The following is an 18651-nucleotide window of genomic DNA, read 5'->3' on the forward strand; positions in this document are numbered from 1 at the left end:
AATATCAGCCCTCAATCGCCAGACTATGTGCAACTCCCATGCCGCTGCTTGCCCCAAGGGAACATGGAGATTTTTCACAACACACCGAAATCAAAAGAGATCAGTTTTACAATTATGTATATTTTTGACGGGCTAATTTGCCCGCATTGCACAAATTGCAGAATTGCACGATTGGAATGACAAAATGCACTGTTTGTTATAATTTGAATTTACAAACAGAACATTTTGTAATTATGAGATATATTCATCCTACATGAATAAAATTCAGAAAAGAGCACGTCTTATCCATGCAGAACTGCATTGCCCTGGGTATTTGCAGTCCTTTGGGTCTTGCGAACTATCGTCGAGGGATCGACCCCCAAAGCACGGGCGGCGCCTGCCTTGGAACCATACTTTTCCAGTGCGCGACGTATCAGCCCCTGCTCATAACGCTCCACAGCCTGCTTCAGGCTCATGCCTTCAATCCATTCGGGAAAATCCACCTGCCCCCTGCTCAGCTTGGAAAGGGAGCCAGCCAAATGCTTGGGGCGTATTTCCTCTTCAGGGCAGAGGATCACCATCCGCTCAATGATGTTTTCCAACTCACGGATGTTTCCAGGAAAGGGGTAGGCCAGAAGCTGCGCCATGGCCTCAGGGGAAATGAACTTGCTGCTCTGGAATTTGGTGTTCATTTTTTCCAGAAAACGCAGGATAAGGTGCACGATGTCGTTGCTACGCTCCCGTAAAGGGGGAATGTGGATGGGCACAACGTTGAGACGAAAAAAGAGGTCTCTGCGAAAGCGCCCCTGAGCGACCAGGTCCTCCAGAGGGGTGTTCGTGGCCGCAATAATCCGCACATCCACCTTACGGGGGCGTGTGTCTCCCACAGGCAGAATTTCATGGTCTTCGATGGCCTTGAGGAATTTGACCTGAAAACGCAGCGGAATCTCGGAAATTTCATCCAGAAACAGGGTGCCACCGTCTGCAATGCTGAAAAGCCCTTGCTTACCGGATTCATGAGCGCCCGTGAACGCCCCCCTGCGGTAACCGAACAGTTCGGACTCGATGAGTTGCTCTGGTATGGCGCCACAGTTGATCTGCACAAAGGGGCGGTTTTTCCGTGGCGATTTGTCGTGGATGAAACGCCCCAGCAACCCTTTGCCCACGCCGGTCTCACCCTGGATGAGAATGGTGGTGTCGAATTGGGATGCAATCTCTGCCTGCTGAAAGACGCGCACCGTGCGCCTGTCCACTGCGGTAATCCCGGCGTCCCACTGCGCCGTATCGGTGCTGTAGGACCCCATGTGCTGCATCTCGGCAAGCGCCAGATAATGGCTGAGCTGGCTCTTCATACGGTTCAGGTCAGTGATGTCACGTTCGTTGGTGACCACAAAAGCTATTTCCCCGCGATCGTCAAAAACAGGGGTGCCGGTGACTATTATGCTCTTGCCATTGCGGATTTTCTGCAGAATCGTGAGCGAAGTCTTTTGTTTCAGCACCTCGATGGTCACAGACTTGTCGATATACCCTTCCGAAACAAGGTCTTTGACATTGCGCCCAATGATGTCTTCCTTGAGATGCCCAATAAGCCCTTCGGAGCTTTGGTTGCACTTGAGGATGTTGCCTTCACCGTCTGTGATGAACAGCCCGTCGTGGGAAGATTCGAATACAGCATCCAACTGCTTGTTTATCTGCTCTGATTGGCTGAAATCCTTGGGCGTTTCCTGCCGGATCGTGCAGACTGACCACAAAAGCTGCTCTTCAGAAAATACAGGGCGGATGTCCAGAGCCAGGCTTCTGCCCTCTCGAGAAAACTGCATGTTCGTCAGATGCCCGCCCTTTTGCATGCAACGGGCGTAGCTTTCTTCCAGGTGGGGCAGGTCAGGAAGCACCTTTGCCAGGGGTTGGCCTTCCTCTGCGATATCCAACAATGCCGCGGCAGCTGCGTTGAAAAAGACGACGCAGCCCTTTTCGTCCACCAGCAGCACTGCTCCGGTAACTGCGTCCAGAACCGATTGCAGCACTGCAGGACACGATTCAAGGCTTTCGGGATTCACTCTTGCTTGCTCCTTGCGCAAAGGATGCCCCCCTCCTGATTACAGACAGAAAATCCTCTTCTATTTCGGCACGAAATTGAGATGTTTAGTATTCAACTACCCCAACGCTTGTAACTCTTCAAGGACAATGGCGAGAACACAATCTCTCGGTCTCTCACCAGCGAGAGGCCGCGCCCCCGTTCATTTTCAATGTACACGTCCACATGAATTGCTTTTTATAGTATTTGAATTTTTGCTTTATATTTTAGGCATCGGCGTGATATGTTAGCTTCTCCTCCGATAGCAACCAAATAACGCCTTTATTTTTAATTGGAATTATTTCCACGCACATACTTTTCTCAAAAGTACCGTGATTTGCGTGGCTATGTGTTATTATCGATAACAGGTGCAGAAACATGAACTTTTACACAAAATGAGAGGGGAAAAATGAAAACAAATAAAATTTTGGTTTTTGTTGTGGGCGCCCTGCTTTTGCAATTCATGCTGGCTACCCCCTCTTTTGCCCTGCGGTGCATTTTTGACACCAATTTCGGCCCCATAACCCTGGACTGGAACCAGGCCACTGGCGAGATAAGCGGCACTTACCCTCACCAGCAGGGGGCGGTCTCCGGCTTACGCGACGCCAACGGCGTAGTGCGTGGAAACTGGTGGCAAAGAGGCAACAACAGCCAGGGACAATTCGTTTGGAATATGAACGCACAAGGCTTTTCCGAGAACTGGAAGTATACCCAGGACACCATGTGGCGTGGCGCATGGAATGGCACCTTCCGAAATTGCAATTGAGCGCCGGGCCGCCAAAGTGGGCGTTGAGCAGCTGACAGCGCAACCTTTTGCGCTATCAAATGCCCCTTGAATGTAAGGAATGGGACATGATTTTCTCTTCACTTCCGTATTTTTCCTTTCGCTAGTCAAGCCGCTTCTTCACCCCGCCAGCCTTATAAGCCATACGAAAAAAAAGGCCGGGAGATCTCTCCCGGCCTTCAGAATGCTGACAAATCCTCGCCAATCGGCGAGGGTTTTCTTATACTATCTTCATGCTAAAGCCGCCCAAAAATCAGCAGGTGAAAATGGAGTTTGTTTCGATCAACGAACTTGTCCCCATGAATCATCTGCTTCGCAAAATTGCCAAGGTTATTGATTTCTCCTTTATTCATGAGCTCACCAAGGATTTGTATTGCGAGGGCAATGGCCGTCCGGCCATTGAACCGGTGGTGCTCTTCAAAATGCTATTCATCGGCTATCTGTTTGGCATCCGCAGCGAGCGTCAGCTTGTCAAGGAAATCCAGGTCAATGTTGCCTATCGCTGGTTCCTTGGCCTGGGATTGCAGGACAAAGTGCCCGATGCCAGCACCATCAGCCAAAACCGGCGGCGCAGATTTAACGACACCAGCGTTGCCCAGGACATTTTTGACGGTATAGTGTTCCAGGCCATGAAAAAGAGGCTTGTCGGCGGACACACGCTTTACACCGATTCCACCCACCTGAAAGCCAACGCCAACAAGCATAAATTTACGGAAAAGCTCGTTGCCCAAAGCACGAAGTCATACTTGGGCGAACTTGAAGACGCCGTGGAGGAAGACAGGCGCAGGCATGGAAAGAAACCGCTGAAGCAGGACAACCGCGAAGCGGGGTCCAAGCGGATCAAGCAGAGCACAACCGATCCGGACAGCGGGTACATGGTACGCGAGGGCAAGCCTAAGGGCTTCTTTTACTTGGATCATCGCACTGTGGACAGCCGACACAACATTATCACCGACAGTTACGTAACTCCGGCCTCGGTGCATGACAGCATGCCCTATCTCGATCGGCTGGACCGACAAATCAACCGCTTCGGCTTTGCTGTGAAGCACGTCGGCCTCGATGCAGGATATTTCACCTCACACATTTGCAAGACGCTGGAAGAAAAGCATATTTATGGTGTCATTGGCTATCGTCGTCCCACTCGTCGCAAAGGGATGCTCCCCAAACGCGCCTTTGAATACCTGCCGGACAAGGACTGCTATCTTTGCCCCGAAGGCCAGGAGCTTCACTACTCCACCACCAACCGCGAAGGATATCGTCTCTATGACTCGTTACCAAAGGTTTGCCGCCGCTGTCCGTTACTGAAAGAGTGCACAACAAACCGGAATTGCAAGAAAACAGTGACACGCCATGTGTGGCGGGAATACGTGGATACGGTGGATGCGCACCGGCTCACGGAATTCGGAAAAAGAATCTATGCTCGCCGGAAAGAGACCGTAGAGCGCAGCTTTGCCGACGCCAAACAACTGCACGGGCATCGCTATGCTCGGTTCTGCGGCCTGGCTAAGGTCCAGGTTCAAAGCCTGCTTTCCGCCACATGTCAAAACATGAAGAAAATGGCCTTGCTGCTGGCCCCTTTGGGGCTGTCATACAAATATTTGCAGCCCAAATGCCTGTACTTTCTTCCTCAGTCTCTCTGTCTCGTTCGATTGGGGCCGATCGAGCCAACATCCCAGCTGGCAGCGGCCTGAAAAGAAATCGGTTCATAAAAACAAACCCCACTTTGCAAAAAGCGGGGTTTGTCAATGAGCTGAAGGCCGGGAGATCTCTCCCGGCCTTCATGTTGATGATACCGTGGTCGTCAGCTGATTAAAGTTAGCGTTTCAGTCATAAATGACTGTTGAAAATCAATGCTCTATTCTATCAGCTAAAATTTTGGCGACTTCAGCGTGAACCTGCGCATTTGGGTGTGCGTCAAAGGAATTAACAACAAGATCACAGAAGTGGCCCGAGAAAACTGGACCACGAGCTAAGGTGGACGTAGGCAGGCCCAAGGAGGCTGTTCATGTCCAGAAAAAGAAGGATATTCACCGCCGAGTGCAAAGCCCGGGTAGCGCTTGAGGCGTTGTCCGGGGAGCATACCCTTTCCGAGTTGGCCGCCAAATACGGCGTGCATCCCAACCAGATTTCCCAGTGGAAGAAGCAGGCCAAGGAAGGCGTGGTCGCGTCATTTTCGGGCAAAGCCCAGAACGACCAGCAGAACCACGAGGTACAGATCAAGGAACTGCACGCCAAGATCGGCCTCATCTGACCCCAAATGAGTTTGTACACCAAAGAAGGGAATAACTCTCGGAATGGTTGGCCCTAAGAATGGGGGCACCTCAAGTTTAACTACAGAACTCAAGACGCGTGAAAGACGGCTGCGCAAAGGGCTTTCACTTGCAAGGCAATCCGTGGCCTCTCCCAGAAAGTCCAAGTCCTTCTTATTTAGACAACTATGCCATGGGGCATGGCGACCACAAAACGATTAACAAGTATCAAAAAATAACATAGAGCATTGGCGCATATATTTCATTAAGTGTATAGTTCATACGAGTACGACTATTCTATGCACTAACATTTTCAAGCAACCGGTCACTTCTTGTTGCATGAAGGTTATCTATTGCTATGCCATTTCGTTTGTCTCGAATCCTCATTGTCGACGATGTGAAGGCCAACGCCCGCCTGCTGGCAAAACGGCTATCCGATGAATACGAATGCTTCACAGCCTCCAACGGCGAGGAGGCCCTGACCACGGCTTTCAGCCAGCGACCGGACTTGATTCTGCTGGATATTCTCATGCCCGACATGGATGGCTTCGAGGTTTGCCGCTTGCTGAAAAACGATGATCGGACCCGGATTATTCCCATCATATTTATTACCAGTCTAAACGAAGACGAAGACGAAGCAAAAGGGCTGGCCTGTGGGGCTGTTGATTACATCAGAAAACCCTTTCGGATGCCCATTGTCAAAGCACGGATCAAAAATCACATCGAGCTGAAAATGGCTCGGGATATTCTGGAGCGACAAGCGTTTATTGATGGGTTGACCACTATCCCGAACAGACGTCGTTTCGACGATGTTTTGAACAAGGAATGGCATAGGGCCGTACGCACAGGATCACCTTTGTCTCTTATTCTCATGGACATAGATTGCTTCAAGAATTTCAATGACAATTACGGTCATCAAAAAGGAGACTCCTGTTTGCGTAAAATTGGAATTGCCTTGCGCGATACCCTGAAAAGGGGCTCTGATTTTGTCGCCAGATACGGCGGTGAAGAGTTCGCAGCCATTCTGCCGCATACGGACGCACAAGGGGCACTGGCAATAGCCCATCAAATCAAGACGGCGGTCTCCAACCTTGGCATCCCGCATGCCTATTCATCTGCAGCACCCCACGTAACTATAAGTCTGGGAGCGGCGACTCTTCTTCCAACAAAAAACCAAAATGCCATCGACATCGTCAGGGCTGCTGATGATGCATTGTATCAAGCCAAAAACAAGGGGCGAAACAACGTAGAGATTTCTGGCTGACCCCCCTGTTGTCGTCAAATCAATACCACACGGAAAACAAATCCATGCCTCATACGGGACACGCCTTGACCAACCTCCAAGAAGCAATCCTCAATTCGCTTGAAGACGGAATCCTGATTGTGGATAATTCCGGGAAAGTCGTCTTTTTCAACAAGAGTTTTCGCTCCATTTGGAATGTTCCAGGGAGCTTACCGGCAGAAGGGACCATTGAGGAATTGCTTGTTGTCATGGCGGACAATCTGGAGGCAGGCGATTCCAAAACATTTGGGGCTTCAGCCGCCCTTGATGCCCCAGCTGCAGGCCGGGTGGTCGATTTGCGCCTAAAGGGCAAGCGGATCATTGAGCAATGCTGCTCCCCGCTGGACTGCGAACTGCATGCTGCATATGCGATCTGGCGTTTTCGCGATGTTACCCTGCTGCGAAAAAAACAGCTGACCACCGAAGTCTCCAATAAACAGTTGACGGACATCATAGAATTTTTGCCGGAACCGACCATGGTCATCAACGAAGATGGCGTCATTGTCGTGTGGAACAAAGCCATTGAGGATGTTTCCGGGGTCAAAAAGTAAGACATTATCGGCAAGGGCAACTTTGAGTACGCACTGCCATTCTACAATGAACGGCGCCCCATTCTGATTGACTGGGCCTTGGGGAAAAATGAAGTTCCCATTGAACTGTACTCCCTTGTCAGGCGCGATGGAGACAAGCTGCTGGGTGAAATTTACACGCCCAACGCCTTTGGAGGTGAAGGCGCGTACCTTTGGGGGGTTGCTGCACCTCTCAAAAATGAATCCGGTAGAATAATCGGGGCGGTTGAGTGCATGCGCAATATCACTGAACGAAAAACCGCCGAGCAGGAACTGGAAAGGGCCAAGGCAGCGGCAGAAGCCGCCACACATGCCAAATCCGATTTCCTGGCGCGCATGAGCCATGAAATCAGGACGCCCATGAATGCCATTCTCGGCATGACAGAACTCATTGCCGATACCCAACTTGATTACGACCAGACAGATTATGTGGAAACGCTGCACTCCTCCAGCGAAATGCTTTTGTCGATTATCAACGACATCCTCGATTTTTCTAAAATTGAAGCAAACCAGATAGAGATTGAAGCCATTCCATTTGATCTTATCACGCATGTGGAAGACATTTGCCGGATAATGAGCGTCAAGGCCCATGAAAAGGGCTTGGAAATCGCCTACAGGGTTTCTCCGCAAGTGCACCCGTATGTTATTGGAGACCCCACGCGTTTAAAGCAGATCCTCATCAATCTGCTCAGCAACGCCATCAAATTTACTGACCATGGGCAAGTAGCACTGCACATTATTCCATCCCCCAAAAGCAAGGGACAGGTTCAAATTTCCGTATCAGACACGGGAATAGGCATCCCTGAAGAAAAGTTCCAGACGATTTTTGACAGCTTCTCCCAGGCCGATACATCCACAACCCGGAGCTATGGCGGCACCGGTCTGGGCCTTGCCATTTCAAAGCGACTCGTGGAGCTAATGGGCGGCAGGATATGGCTTGAGTCTGAATGTGGCGCCGGCACGACCTTCAACTTCACCGTCAATCTTACCGCCACCCAACATCCCCCGCGCACAGACAAATTCGCGGATATCCAAAAAGATCTCTTGGGCAAAAAAATTCTGGTGGTCGACGACAATGATACAAACCGTCTCCTCCTGTACGACTATCTTTCCCGATGGGGCGCAATCGTCTCCCTCGCCGACAACGGCCATACCGCTCTTACTGCAATCGTAAATGCAGATACTAACAACTCCCCTTTTGATATTGTTTTCCTGGATGTGCTCATGCCGGAAATGGACGGTATGAATCTGGCCGCAATTATAAAACAGCATCCTTTGGAGTCGTCCCCCAAAATTATCATCAACACTTCAAGTGATGCCTATGAAGACAGAATCAAAGCCAAAGAGTTGTCCCTGGACGGATTTTTAGCCAAGCCAATACGGAGGGCGGACCTGGTCAATGTGCTCGCGTCCATACATGGGCAAATGCAACACATCACGTTGCCACGGCATAAAACCAATACATCGCTGGAGCTTGGATCCTCAAAAAGGCTTTTGCTGGTGGAGGACATCGCTGCGAACCGAAAAGTCATAATCAAATTTTTACAAGGAACAAATATCAATGTAATTGAGGCAGTTAATGGCAAAACTGCGGTTGAAGCATATACGCAGGCGAATGGTGATTTTGACATTGTATTGATGGACAGAGAAATGCCGGAGATGGATGGTCTGGAAGCGACAACTGCCATCCGCAGATACGAAAATGACTACAACCTGCCCCACACGCCGATCATCGCGCTGACAGCCCACGCCTTTTCACAGCACAAGATTGAATGTCTGGAGGCGGGGTGTGATGCGTTCTTGTCCAAACCGGTCTCGAAAAGCAAGTTGATCCAGACGATTGAAACTCAACTTCTAAAATTCTCAAATAATGCTGAACGCTCCCATGAATCGGAAACAGGCAATGCCGCCGCGTCGGACGCAATCCCCAAACAAGGTGGAGAAACTGCTCCCATAGCTGTTGCCATCGATGCCGATCTGGAAGATTTGATGCCGGAATTTCTGGAAGAACTCTCTCAGGAAATGAAAAACATGGAGTTGGCCCTGGAGCAAAACGATTTTGCAGACCTGCGCCGTTTGGCCCATGGCTTCAAAGGAGCGGCAGGTAACTACGGCATGCAGAAGCTTCAGGACGCCTACTATGAGCTGGAAAAAGCAGCCACCAAAGAAAATGAGGGACGCTGCAGACAAATGCTGGAGAATGCCGCCAGCATCTTGAGCAGGTTAGAAATAAAATACGTTTAGCTGCAACACAGCATAGTACTTCTGTACAATGGCTTGGGCTTGCTGCAGTCGCGCATGGCAAGATGCATGCGCCATTCGTGATGAAAGCACCAGTCGACCAGCCCAGCGAATCATCTACCAAGCAGTTTTACGCCTGTGTCTTCACTCACTGGCACATGGCTTCGATATGCCCAAGCGCCCCTTCTCTATTGGAAAAAACACGACGTTCATTCGTATGGCTGCTATACGCCTGGTAAGACTTGCCATCTTTCGTTCCGACCAAAAAGCGCGTGCCCTCACTTTTACTAATAAAGGTGCCAGTGATCTTCCCCCCACTTGCATGATGGTAGTATCTGACACAATCAGATCCCAGCGTCGCAGGGAAATTGCTCAAATCTTCAGCATTCGCAAAAGAAGCGGGGAGAACAAGAAAGGACAAGAGAAAGAACAGGACGAGAATGCGCATGGAGGCTCCTTTTCATGGGTAAAAGCTCCAAGTCTCCTACGCCTTGGAAATTGTGGCTGTCAAATACAACCGGCTAATATTTCATACTTCTCGTGGATTACTCTTTATTGGGACACTTCTCTAAAAAGAAATGATCACCTACCTTCAGAACATGCCAGGGAATCGCCAACGCACCGCAACGTATGCGCCTCCTGACGGAACCCATGGGACACAAGCCTGGCGGAATTCTCCAGGAGCTATACGCATCAGACTTCCAGAAAAAATACTGATCTGCTAAAATTTACTTTGACGCAGTAGATGCCAGTGTATCTATCTGATTATGTATCTTATTTTCATTGTGTTGAAACGACAGCAGAATAAGTATATCTGAGATACTTCCTAATCGAGGTCCAATCACACTGTATATTTTTTTCAAACGCCACCATTTCAATTAAGCTAAACGCAGAGGACAGTTTGATCGTGACGCTAGACATAAAGTCATCTGTACATTTGGCACCTATCCCTGCCTGACATACGAAAATGACATACACAAATGTAGATATCTTCATCTGATCACACATTCACTACAGTTACTGCGCTCTATAAATAAAATAAAAACATCTGCATTATTTTCCTTACTCCATATACAAACTCTATTAAAATCAGGACAAAGCCATGTATATGAGTAACAACTGAAATACAATGCGTCAGTACACACATGCCTTCAGTGCTTTAAGCATATATCCTTGAGAATTCACCCATGACGTTGCGATTTATCACGATACTTTTTTTGTGCATATCCTGCTCAGGAATCCTGAGTCTTATCTACTATTCTTTTAAAATTTACAAAATGGATGGTGGAAGGCCTTTTATACTCTTCATGGCCTGTGTCTTTATTTATTCACTCGGCTACATGCTTGAACTATCTGGAAATTCTGTTGAAGAAATTTTCTTTGCACTAAAGATAGAATATATTGGCATCCCGTTCATATCTGTTTTTTGGTTTCTGTTCGCATTTGAATACAATAAGTTCAAAATCAAAAATAAACATTTATACATCCTGCTTTTCATCATTCCAGTCACAACAACCATATTATTATACACCAACAACCACCATCATTATTTTTACAGTGAGTTTGGCATTGATACAAGCGGTCCGTTTCCTGTTGCTTCTTTTGTGAAGGGGCCATGGTACTATGTAGAATTCGCCTATATGCAGCTCCTCAGCCTGATCGGCATCGTCTTATTTTATGTCATGACACAAAGGGCAAAGGGCTACCGTAAGAAACAGGCCAATGCGATTTTTTTCGCATCAATTATCCCTTGGTGTGGCAATCTGCTGGAGCAGTTGGGCTTGAGCCCGCAAGGCATCGATATGGCGCCTTTCTATCTTGCCATTCCTATTCCAATCTTTTCCATCGCCATGACCAGGCTTTTGATGTTCAACATCGCCCCCATTGCGAGGGCCAAGGTGTTTGAGACCATGCGCACCTCGGTTTTGGTCCTGGATAAAGATCTGAATATTGGCGATTTCAATCATTTTGCATGCAAGATGCTGCCGGAATTAACGCAAGATTCCATCGGCCTGAGCGCTTACGAGGTACTACAAAATCGCAACGAACTGATAGACAAGATAAAAGCAATGGATGACGCACCCGTTGAGGTCGATATTCATAACAATGACGTAACGACACACTTCAGCATGACCGTGACCAAACTTGCATCGTCCTATGGCAGCAATCTTGGCTATGCCGTCCTGCTATATGACATCACTGAAAACAAGTGCCTGCTGCAGAGGCTGCATAAAATGGCCTTGCTGGATGCCTTGACCCAGGTGTACAGCAGGTATTTTTTCATGGAATCCTGCATGATCGAGATCAATCGAGTCTCACGCTACGGCGGTAACCTGCCATTCATGCTGATTGACATCGATTATTTCAAGAACATTAATGATACATACGGGCATATGGCAGGCGATCTCGTGTTGCAAAACGTAACCGCGGTTTTCAGAAAAACCCTGCGCGCCAGTGATATAATCGGTCGATACGGGGGCGAGGAGTTTGCCATCCTCCTGCCGGATACCGAATTTGAAGGGGCGATTACATTGGCAGAGCGGTTGTTGCATGAGGTTCAAAACCTGACAACAGTATACGAAGGATGCGAAATCAAGGTGACCATCAGTGTAGGCATCACATACTTTGAAGCAGCCGAAGGCCTGAAAGGGACAATCGGCAAAGAGCTACTGAGCGCGTTGCTTAAAACCTCCGACCAGGCTTTATACAGGGCCAAAGCCATGGGAAGAAATCAAATACAATGCATCAAATTGTAATAGTTTAGAATTTTACAATCACCCCCTGCTCTGCCTTGCTGCGCCCCCCCACACAGTATCTCCATAAGCTCCTGAACGCGGTCTGAAATAAGTTGCCCCCTTTGGGGCCGATGCCGACAAAATAACAGCCTTCGCTTCTCTCACCATTTTCCCACACCAAAAGCGAAGGGCCAGGAGTTGCCTCCCGGCCCTTCAGGTATAGTATAGCCCTGTGCATGGCTTACTAGCGATGTATCCGTAAGAAAAAGGGGTTACACCGTGTGATGTAACCCCTGAATCTTCTGGCGGAGCCGATGGGACTCGAACCCACGGCCTCCGGCGTGACAGGCCGGCGTTATAACCAACTTAACTACGGCTCCGCGATGTATACCTGCAGATCTATACTGATCTGGTAGGCGGAACAGGGCTCGAACCTGTGACCCTCGGCTTGTAAGGCCGATGCTCTCCCAGCTGAGCTATCCGCCCCAGGAAAGAGAGACCTTATATACTTCAAAAAACCTTGTCAATCTCTTTTTTCCCGACCTGGGATCATTTCCCGTTCCGGAAAAAGGCATCTAGCTTGTTTCTGTGCCGCATGCAAGCGGTTTTTTGCACCCTTATGAAGAAATTATTACCAATAATAATATGTGTCATTACTCCGGGCAGTTACACCACTAGGAAGACTTGATCGTGATGCGCTTCAGGTAGTCTTCAAGACTGTCCAGCACCCGTGCGCCCATTTCAAGATCAGCGGATTCACCAGCCAGCTGCAGCGTCAGTCCCATTTCACTCACCGGCTCCAGGCCAAAGGCCTTGCCTTCCCCTTTCATTTGGTGGCCGTAGCGCTCCAATGGCAAAGTATCGCCCTTGTCCACAGCCTCGCGCATCACAGACACAGCATGGGACAAAGACTCCAGATACCGGGGGGCGATTTCTCTGAAATCCGGATCCACTTCTACCAGAATAGGCCCAAACGGAGGGTATGCCGTTTCCAGGGGCGATGCCAGATTGCTGGAGGCGTGCTCGTTCATGGCGAATTGAGGGAATTGCCGCGGTTCGGAAATGTCCGGGGGGGTTGGCGCCATTTTGGCTATTGCTTCCAGCAACGCCTTCTTGTGGATGGGCTTTGCCAGATGCATGTCGCACCCTGCATCCAGACTGCGCTGCCTGTCTTCCATAAAAGCCTGCGCCGTCATGGCGACTATGGGCACGGGCGCGGCGCCTTGCTCGCGCTCCCATTGACGGATGGCCTTGCTTGCCGTGTATCCATCCATTAGCGGCATGCGCATGTCCATAAGCACCAGGTGGTAGGATTTGCTTTTGAAGAAGTCGAATCCTTCAAGGCCATTTTTTGCAATATCAATGTCGCAATTCAAATCCTTAAGGTAGGCGAGAACCACATAGGCATTGTAGTCCGAGTCCTCAACCAGCAGGATTTGCAGCGGTTCTTCTGTAGTATCCGCAGCACCCCCCTGGTCCGACAGGATGGCAGAAGGGCCGTCTTCGGCAGCAGCAATTGCAGCCTGCACCTCATCCAGGCTGGAGGGGTAGCCCAAAAGGGCCGTAAAATGAAACGTGCTGCCTTCGCCTTCTACGCTTTCGACCCACAAGCGCCCTCCCATGAATTCGACAAGGCTCTTACAGATAGTCAGCCCAAGCCCAGAGCCGCCGTACTCCCGCGTAATGGACGAATCCGCCTGGGTAAACCGCTCGAAAATACTGGACAGGTTCTCTGGCTTTATGCCGATGCCCGTATCACGCACGCTGCAATGCAGGGAATATGCGTCATTGGTCGCCGCCCCTGATGCAGCCTGCAGCTCAATGTTCACTTCCCCTTTGTGCGTAAATTTGATGGCGTTGCCCACCAGGTTGATGAGCACCTGACGCAGCCGGGTTGGATCACCGACAAGCACAGTCGGCACACCAGGGGCATACGAGACGGACAGTTCCAGGCCTTTCTCCCCTGCACGGGGGCCCAGCACCTTGCACACCGTATCCACGATGGATGGCAGTGAAAATGGAATCCGCTCCAATTGGCATTGCCCCGCCTCAACCTTTGAAATATCAAGAATATCGCCCAAAAGAGTCAGCAAGGATTCGCTCGCTGCCTGAAAAATGTGCAGATACTGGCGCTGCTCCTGATTGAGAGGCGTTCCGCCAAGCAACTCGGCCATACCCACGATGGCGTTCATGGGCGTACGGATTTCATGGCTCATGGCCGCAAGAAACTGACTCTTGGCAAAACTGGCCGCTTCGGCGTCTTCTTTGGCTTTGGCCAACGCCGCTGCTGTTTCAGCCAGCTCCGTCACATCGGACACCAGAGAAAGAATCCGGATCATCCGCCCGTCTTTATCGCGGAGGGCCGAATTGAACCAATGACAGTGCACCACGCTGCCGTCCTTGCGCGGTTCCTGTTTTTCGTGGTGTTGTAGAGGGCATTGCCCTCAAACAAATCCGCTATCTGTTCTCGCACAATTTTCGAATCATCCGGATGGATAAAGGGGAAATCATTCCAGCTTCTGCCAAGGACCTCGTCCTCGCGCCAGCCGAACATGGCTTCTGCCTGAGAGGACCAACTGGCAATGTTTGTGCCGTCTTTCCACTCAATGGCCCCAAGGGGCGAATTCTTCACATGGAAATCCAGGCGCTGCATGCTTTCCCGCAGTTGTTCCTCGGCCCTTTTCAGACGGGTGATGTCTGTATGCGCACCAGCCATGCGCGTGGGTTCTCCATGTTCGTCCCGTTCGCATGTGCCGCGCCCAAGTATCCAGCGGTAGCTGCCGTCCTTGTGGCGAATCCGGTATTCAACCTGAAAATGACTGTCCTGGCTGTTGTAAAAAACGTTGTTGGCCTTTTCGACTTGTTCACGGTCGTCCGGATGAATACGGCGTTTCCATTCTTCCAGATTATTGGGAATCTCGTGATCTTCGTAGCCTATGATTTCTTTCCAGCGGGGTGAAAAACTGACCGCATCCGTTTTTCTGTCCCAATCCCAGATGCCGTCATTGGCGCCTTCCAGAATGAAACGCTGGCGGCATTCGCTTGCCAGCAGCGCTTCTTCCGCCTTTTTACGTTCTGTAATGTCACGCCCCAGCAAGAGGATGATCTTGCGCTCCCCTCCATCCCAAAACAAGGGCATTTTGAGGGTATCGAAGATTCTCTCTTCTCCATCCGCAGCAGGAATACGCTCCTCTTCACGATAAACGGTCTTGGAGGTCCAGGCTTTTTCATCCGTCAGTTGGCAAAAGCCGAACACACTGCTGAGATTGCGCCGTGTCAGTGTCGACAATTCGGCATCGGTCTTGCCACGGTAGTCAATGTTCTGCATATCGAACATTTCCAAGGCCGCCGCGTTGGCAAAAATCCAGCGCCCTTCACCGTCCTTGAAACAAATCATGTCAGGTATGGCGTCCATGAGCGCGTAAAGAGTTCCTTCACGCGTTTCCAGCAACTTCTCCCGGGCTTCCGCTCATGTGCTGCCTTGAGCGACGCCAAAAGCTCTTCCCGGTCGAGATGTTCCAGATGGCTATAGTCTTTCATTACGTCTCCGCCTTCACACTAGGGGGCAAAGCTTGCTCTGGCAGTCGGCAAATGGCTGACTGCCCGACAAAATGGCAAGCTCCCTTTATTTTTGTATTTTTTATTCGAATAGAATCTGACAGAACGCCACGTCTTGGATAGCACCTGCCACCGCCGTGGCAATATGCTCATTCCTCCCCGCTTTCAATAACGTGCCTTTAGGAGATTGTGACATCGTATTGCCGCAGTCATCAATCATCCCGAAAGAGGAAAGGATATTTACCTGGCATCTTGCCACTGCACAATCAGAATGCCCCCCGTATGCTAAAAATACCCTTTTGAACACCGCCATTACTATCGCCTTGTTAGCATCGCTGTGCAGCAAACCACAAGTACAGGTTTTGGGATACAGGGCGCAATCTCAAAGAGTATTTACTCGTGAACAAATGCACCCTGCTGCGACTCCTTGTTTCCCGCTTTTGTGATTTCGAAATATGCATCCCCCGTTGCAGCATTGTGCTTAAGCTCTTATCCTCAACTGAAGATCCTTCTCTTCTCCCGCGTAAAAGACAATTTTCCCCATACCTATTTATTTACAGGCAGTTCCAAAATCGCATACAGACGTGCACTAGCTTCTGCGTTTTTTCTTCAGCGTCAACTCCCATCAAGCACATTGACCCTGATCGTGATGTTCATCATTATGGCACGTCCAATGACGGCTTTCATACCTGACGCATACAGGATCAATCTATTATAACGATAATCTACGCCCTCTTTTGGAAAAACCGTGAATACGACCTGCAACCGCTGCGGCGCAAAAGCCGCTGACCAGGATTCCTTTTGTCCGTCATGCGGCAACGCGCTTGCGGAACAATCTTTTGCCTTTGCAGAAATATTACAAGAAGATGGGCCACATTACTGCTCACAATGCGGCCACCCTGTCTCCCCGGAAAATGAGGACTGCCCACACTGCGGCGCCAAAATCGTGGATGTCCTGTTAGGGGCGAACCGCTTTCCTCACCCCCCTAAAAAGCAGAAGAACAAGGCGGCCCCAGCCTCTTCACGTCATAACTTCTCATGGCGCTGGTTTTTTGCTTCAGGAACCACCATCCTGCTGACGACAGCGCTTTCCATACTCGCAATGGCCTTCATCTCCATTGTCTTGGACATCGCCAATGAGAACATCCTTGGCCTGTTCTTCCTTTGCTGCACTGCGGTCGGTATTTTTTGGGGGGCGTACATCGCTGCGAAACGCTCCCCAGGAATCACAATCATCGAGCCTGCGCTTGCGGCTGCCGGCCTCACCGTGCTTGCAGTCCTTGCCATGAGAGAGGGTGTTTTTGAGGGGGTACTGATAGCCATAGTTCCATTCCTCGCTGCACTGGGCGGCGCCAGATTCGGAGAACGCAAACAAAAACAGGAAGGGCGCGAATAACATGGGTAGTTTTTCAATTCTGTTCGCCCTTATCCTCACAACAGGGCTGTGGCTCAGATTTATCCGCAGGCTTGACCGCATTGAACCGGAACCCATTGGGGCTTTGATCCGTGTGGGCATCCTGGGCGGCCTGTTGAGCGGCATTCCAGCTGGCGAGTGCAACGTGCTGTTTCTCACCCTGAGCGGTATTTCCCTGCACGATATCATGCCGCCGGGGCATGCATTCATGTTTTCCATGTTCGTTGGCGCCAATGAAGAACTGTGCAAGCTTCTGGCAACCGCCCTGCTTATTGGATGGTCAAAACGCTTTGACGAACCCGCTGACGGTGTTGTCTACGCCACAACGGTTGCCTTGGGCTTCGCCGCATTCGAAAACCTGGACTATGCAATGGAAGGTGGCCTGGGCGTTCTGCTTATTCGCAGTGTGACGGCCCTGCCTTTACATCTTGGACTTGCCGCGCTCTGGGGGTACGGGCTTGCACGCTGGAAGTTCATACCCCGCGCCGGCGTCAGCGCTGTATTTCCCTGGTATGTTTTGGCGGCGCTGCTTCATGCCGGGTACGATTTCATTCTTTTCGCTGCGCCCGAAGAATACAGCCTGGCGGCGCTTTTTGTTTCCGGGGCACTCAGCTGGATGCTTATTCGATCGATGCGCAAACGCCTGACATACCTGGTGGAGCAATCCCCTTTTATTCGCGCAGGCTTTTGCGCCAGTTGCGGGGCACTGAACCCCCCAGCAGAAATGATATGCGAATACTGCGGTAACCCGTTGCGCCAGGATTTTTTCAAACCCTGCGGCGGCTGTGGCGCAAAACTCGGTTGGGAGATGAAATATTGCCCAAGATGCGGCACAAAGGCGCCGCTTTCTCCTTGATACCGTGCAGCCAACCAGGCCATGGCGATTTACCCGACAGTGCCCAACGTTATGTATAAGACACCGCAATAATCGCAATCTACATTGCGACATTGCAACCACAGGAGCTTAAGGATGCGGCTAAAAACCAGAATCACCCTGACAATTCTCACGACACTACTTGGCCTGATCGCAATATCTGTTGCTGTTAATGCTGCTACATTGCCCAAGGGCTTTGTGCATCTTCAGGACGTCATTCCAAACGTGGTATGCGAGGTACGGTACTTCAGCGAAGACAACTTTGTGGGCGCACGTGTTGATGGATACCAGGCGCCAGTCATCATAGTGACCGAGCAGACGGCAAATGCTTTGGCCAAGGTACAGAAACAGCTTGCGCCTTTTGGCTTGGGGCTGAAGGTGTTTGACGGATACCGCCCTCAATCCGCCGTGGATCATTTTGTCCGCTGGGCCAAAGACCTGAACGACATCAAGACCAAGGACAAGTATTACCCGGAGGTCCCGAAAAGCGAACTGTTCCAGTCAGGCTACGTTGCCAGGCGCTCCAGCCATTCTCGCGGTTCTGCAGTGGATTTGACCATAGTCGGCCTGGAAACGGGTGAAGAGTTGGACATGGGGTCTGGTTTTGACTTCTTTTCTCCTGTATCATGGCCGGAATCCATGGCCGTGAATGCGCAACAGCGAGCCCACCGCATGCTTTTGCGCATGATAATGCTCGACAATGGCTTCATCCCCTATAAAAAGGAATGGTGGCACTTTAACCTCAAGAACGAACCGTTCCCGGACAAGTACTTCGACTTTCCAGTGGAATAATGCGGAAAACTGAACCAGTTCACTTGCATCGCCTGCAAGGTGTGCTACAACTTACAAATTAAGAGTAAAAATAACCACTCCCTACGAAAACAAACCGCGA

The 18651-nt window shown here is 50.3% G+C and carries 15 protein-coding genes and 2 tRNA genes; 10 read left to right on the forward strand and 7 right to left on the reverse strand.

Annotated features, from left to right (window positions below; genetic code table 11):
* Positions 1 to 281: 281 nt before the first annotated feature.
* On the reverse strand, positions 282 to 2036 hold the full coding sequence (locus ACZ5EH_RS05445; RefSeq protein WP_464277119.1) for a sigma-54 interaction domain-containing protein: 1755 nt from the start codon (positions 2034 to 2036) through the stop codon (positions 282 to 284).
* Positions 2037 to 2462: 426 nt separating this feature from the next.
* Between ACZ5EH_RS05445 and ACZ5EH_RS05450 the strand changes: the two genes are divergently transcribed.
* The 6 genes from ACZ5EH_RS05450 to ACZ5EH_RS05475 all read left to right on the forward strand — a co-directional run bounded on the left by ACZ5EH_RS05450 (position 2463) and on the right by ACZ5EH_RS05475 (position 9181).
* Positions 2463 to 2819 carry a hypothetical protein gene (locus tag ACZ5EH_RS05450; RefSeq protein ID WP_464277120.1) on the forward strand — a complete coding sequence of 119 codons (357 nt, stop codon included), beginning with the start codon at positions 2463 to 2465 and terminating at the stop codon, positions 2817 to 2819.
* A gap of 251 nt (positions 2820 to 3070) precedes the next feature.
* Entirely contained in the window at positions 3071 to 4528 is a 1458-nt protein-coding gene (locus tag ACZ5EH_RS05455; protein WP_464274022.1) for an IS1182 family transposase, read from the forward strand.
* A gap of 314 nt (positions 4529 to 4842) precedes the next feature.
* Positions 4843 to 5088, forward strand: a complete 246-nt coding sequence (locus ACZ5EH_RS05460; protein ID WP_464277121.1) for a transposase — start codon at positions 4843 to 4845, stop codon at positions 5086 to 5088.
* A 356-nt stretch (positions 5089 to 5444) separates the two neighbouring features.
* Positions 5445 to 6350 (forward strand): diguanylate cyclase, encoded by a 906-nt coding sequence (locus ACZ5EH_RS05465; protein ID WP_464277122.1) that lies wholly within the window; start codon positions 5445 to 5447, stop codon positions 6348 to 6350.
* A gap of 44 nt (positions 6351 to 6394) precedes the next feature.
* Positions 6395 to 6919 carry a PAS domain-containing protein gene (locus tag ACZ5EH_RS05470; RefSeq protein WP_464277123.1) on the forward strand — a complete coding sequence of 175 codons (525 nt, stop codon included), beginning with the start codon at positions 6395 to 6397 and terminating at the stop codon, positions 6917 to 6919.
* A 78-nt stretch (positions 6920 to 6997) separates the two neighbouring features.
* On the forward strand, positions 6998 to 9181 hold the full coding sequence (locus ACZ5EH_RS05475; protein WP_464277124.1) for a response regulator: 2184 nt from the start codon (positions 6998 to 7000) through the stop codon (positions 9179 to 9181).
* Positions 9182 to 9326: 145 nt separating this feature from the next.
* Here ACZ5EH_RS05475 and ACZ5EH_RS05480 read toward each other — a convergent pair whose 3' ends face one another.
* Positions 9327 to 9626, reverse strand: coding sequence for a hypothetical protein (locus ACZ5EH_RS05480; RefSeq protein WP_464277125.1), 300 nt, complete (start codon positions 9624 to 9626; stop codon positions 9327 to 9329).
* 739 nt (positions 9627 to 10365) lie between these two features.
* Between ACZ5EH_RS05480 and ACZ5EH_RS05485 the strand changes: the two genes are divergently transcribed.
* The gene (locus tag ACZ5EH_RS05485; protein ID WP_464277126.1) at positions 10366 to 11934 is read left to right on the forward strand and encodes a histidine kinase N-terminal 7TM domain-containing diguanylate cyclase; all 1569 of its coding nucleotides are present in this window, start codon (positions 10366 to 10368) and stop codon (positions 11932 to 11934) included.
* Between the two features lie 282 nt (positions 11935 to 12216).
* Here the strand turns inward: ACZ5EH_RS05485 and ACZ5EH_RS05490 are convergent.
* The 5 genes from ACZ5EH_RS05490 to ACZ5EH_RS05510 all read right to left on the reverse strand — a co-directional run bounded on the left by ACZ5EH_RS05490 (position 12217) and on the right by ACZ5EH_RS05510 (position 15453).
* A tRNA-Asp gene (locus ACZ5EH_RS05490) sits at positions 12217 to 12293 on the reverse strand.
* 30 nt (positions 12294 to 12323) lie between these two features.
* A tRNA-Val gene (locus ACZ5EH_RS05495) sits at positions 12324 to 12399 on the reverse strand.
* 188 nt (positions 12400 to 12587) lie between these two features.
* Complete coding sequence (locus ACZ5EH_RS05500) at positions 12588 to 14303, reverse strand: ATP-binding protein (protein WP_464277127.1); 1716 nt, start codon at positions 14301 to 14303, stop codon at positions 12588 to 12590.
* Entirely contained in the window at positions 14249 to 15328 is a 1080-nt protein-coding gene (locus ACZ5EH_RS05505; protein WP_464277128.1) for a PAS domain-containing protein, read from the reverse strand. Before ACZ5EH_RS05505 ends, ACZ5EH_RS05500 begins: the two co-directional genes overlap by 55 nt.
* Positions 15307 to 15453, reverse strand: coding sequence for a hypothetical protein (locus tag ACZ5EH_RS05510; RefSeq protein ID WP_464277129.1), 147 nt, complete (start codon positions 15451 to 15453; stop codon positions 15307 to 15309). The genes ACZ5EH_RS05505 and ACZ5EH_RS05510 overlap by 22 nt, the downstream gene beginning before the upstream one ends.
* A gap of 766 nt (positions 15454 to 16219) precedes the next feature.
* Between ACZ5EH_RS05510 and ACZ5EH_RS05515 the strand changes: the two genes are divergently transcribed.
* The 3 genes from ACZ5EH_RS05515 (at position 16220) to ACZ5EH_RS05525 (ending at position 18551) form a co-directional block, all read left to right on the forward strand.
* On the forward strand, positions 16220 to 16867 hold the full coding sequence (locus ACZ5EH_RS05515) for a zinc-ribbon domain-containing protein (protein ID WP_464277130.1): 648 nt from the start codon (positions 16220 to 16222) through the stop codon (positions 16865 to 16867).
* 1 nt (position 16868) lies between these two features.
* Positions 16869 to 17741 carry a PrsW family glutamic-type intramembrane protease gene (locus ACZ5EH_RS05520; protein WP_464277131.1) on the forward strand — a complete coding sequence of 291 codons (873 nt, stop codon included), beginning with the start codon at positions 16869 to 16871 and terminating at the stop codon, positions 17739 to 17741.
* A 114-nt stretch (positions 17742 to 17855) separates the two neighbouring features.
* Positions 17856 to 18551: a M15 family metallopeptidase gene (locus tag ACZ5EH_RS05525; RefSeq protein ID WP_464277132.1), complete on the forward strand. Its 696-nt coding sequence runs from the start codon at positions 17856 to 17858 to the stop codon at positions 18549 to 18551.
* Positions 18552 to 18651 lie beyond the last annotated feature (100 nt).

The sequence above is a fragment of the Desulfovibrio biadhensis genome (assembly GCF_055388615.1).